Consider the following 723-nt stretch of genomic DNA (forward strand, 5'->3'; position numbering starts at 1 on the left):
TCGATCCGAGTCACACCACCACCGCCTTCGGTGCCCGTGTTGATGGTCACATGCTCTCGGATGCGGTTGCGCTGGCCGATCTCAAGCCGCGTATTCTCGCCGCCGAATTTCAGATCCTGGGGAATCTCACCGATCACCGAGAAATTGAAGATGACAGTATCGTCGCCGACCGAGGTATCACCTGTGACGACCACATGCGTCTTCAACTCGACCCGGTCGCCCAGTTTGACCTGAGGACCCACATAGCAGAACGGACCAATCACACAGTCCTGACCGATCTGCGCACCCTCTTCGATGATTGCGCTTGGGTGAATTCCGCTCATGTCGTTTTTTCCATGTCCCAATCGACATAGGCCGAGAAATCGGCTTCGGCTGCGACCTCACCGTCAACGGTGGCGCGTCCGTTGAACTTGAACAGCTTGCCGCCCTTCTTGCCGCGCAGGGTTTCGACATGCATCTCCAGCACGTCACCCGGCACCACTTTGCGGCGGAATTTGCATTTGTCGATGCTCATGAAATAGATCAGCAGCTCGGTATCAATGACATCCATGCCGACGCCCAGCATCACGCCCGAAGTCTGCGCCATCGCCTCGACAATGGTGACACCCGGCATTATCGGCGTTCCGGGGAAGTGGCCCTGGAAATGAGGCTCGTTCATGGTGACATTCTTGATGCCACGGGCCGATTGATAGCCGTCGATGTCGACCACCTTGTCGACCAGCA

The 723-nt window shown here is 57.1% G+C and carries 1 protein-coding gene and 1 pseudogene; both read right to left on the minus strand.

Going from position 1 to position 723, the window contains the following annotated elements; genetic code table 11:
• A pseudogene (locus ACR0E6_RS22240) lies at positions 1 to 323 on the minus strand (acyl-ACP--UDP-N-acetylglucosamine O-acyltransferase); the annotation flags it as partial.
• A partial coding sequence (fabZ, locus tag ACR0E6_RS22245; protein WP_480587453.1) for a 3-hydroxyacyl-ACP dehydratase FabZ occupies positions 320 to 723 on the minus strand: 404 nt, incomplete at its 5' end. The gene fabZ and the pseudogene ACR0E6_RS22240, both read right to left, overlap by 4 nt.

Source organism: Ruegeria sp. AP12 (assembly GCF_056540025.1).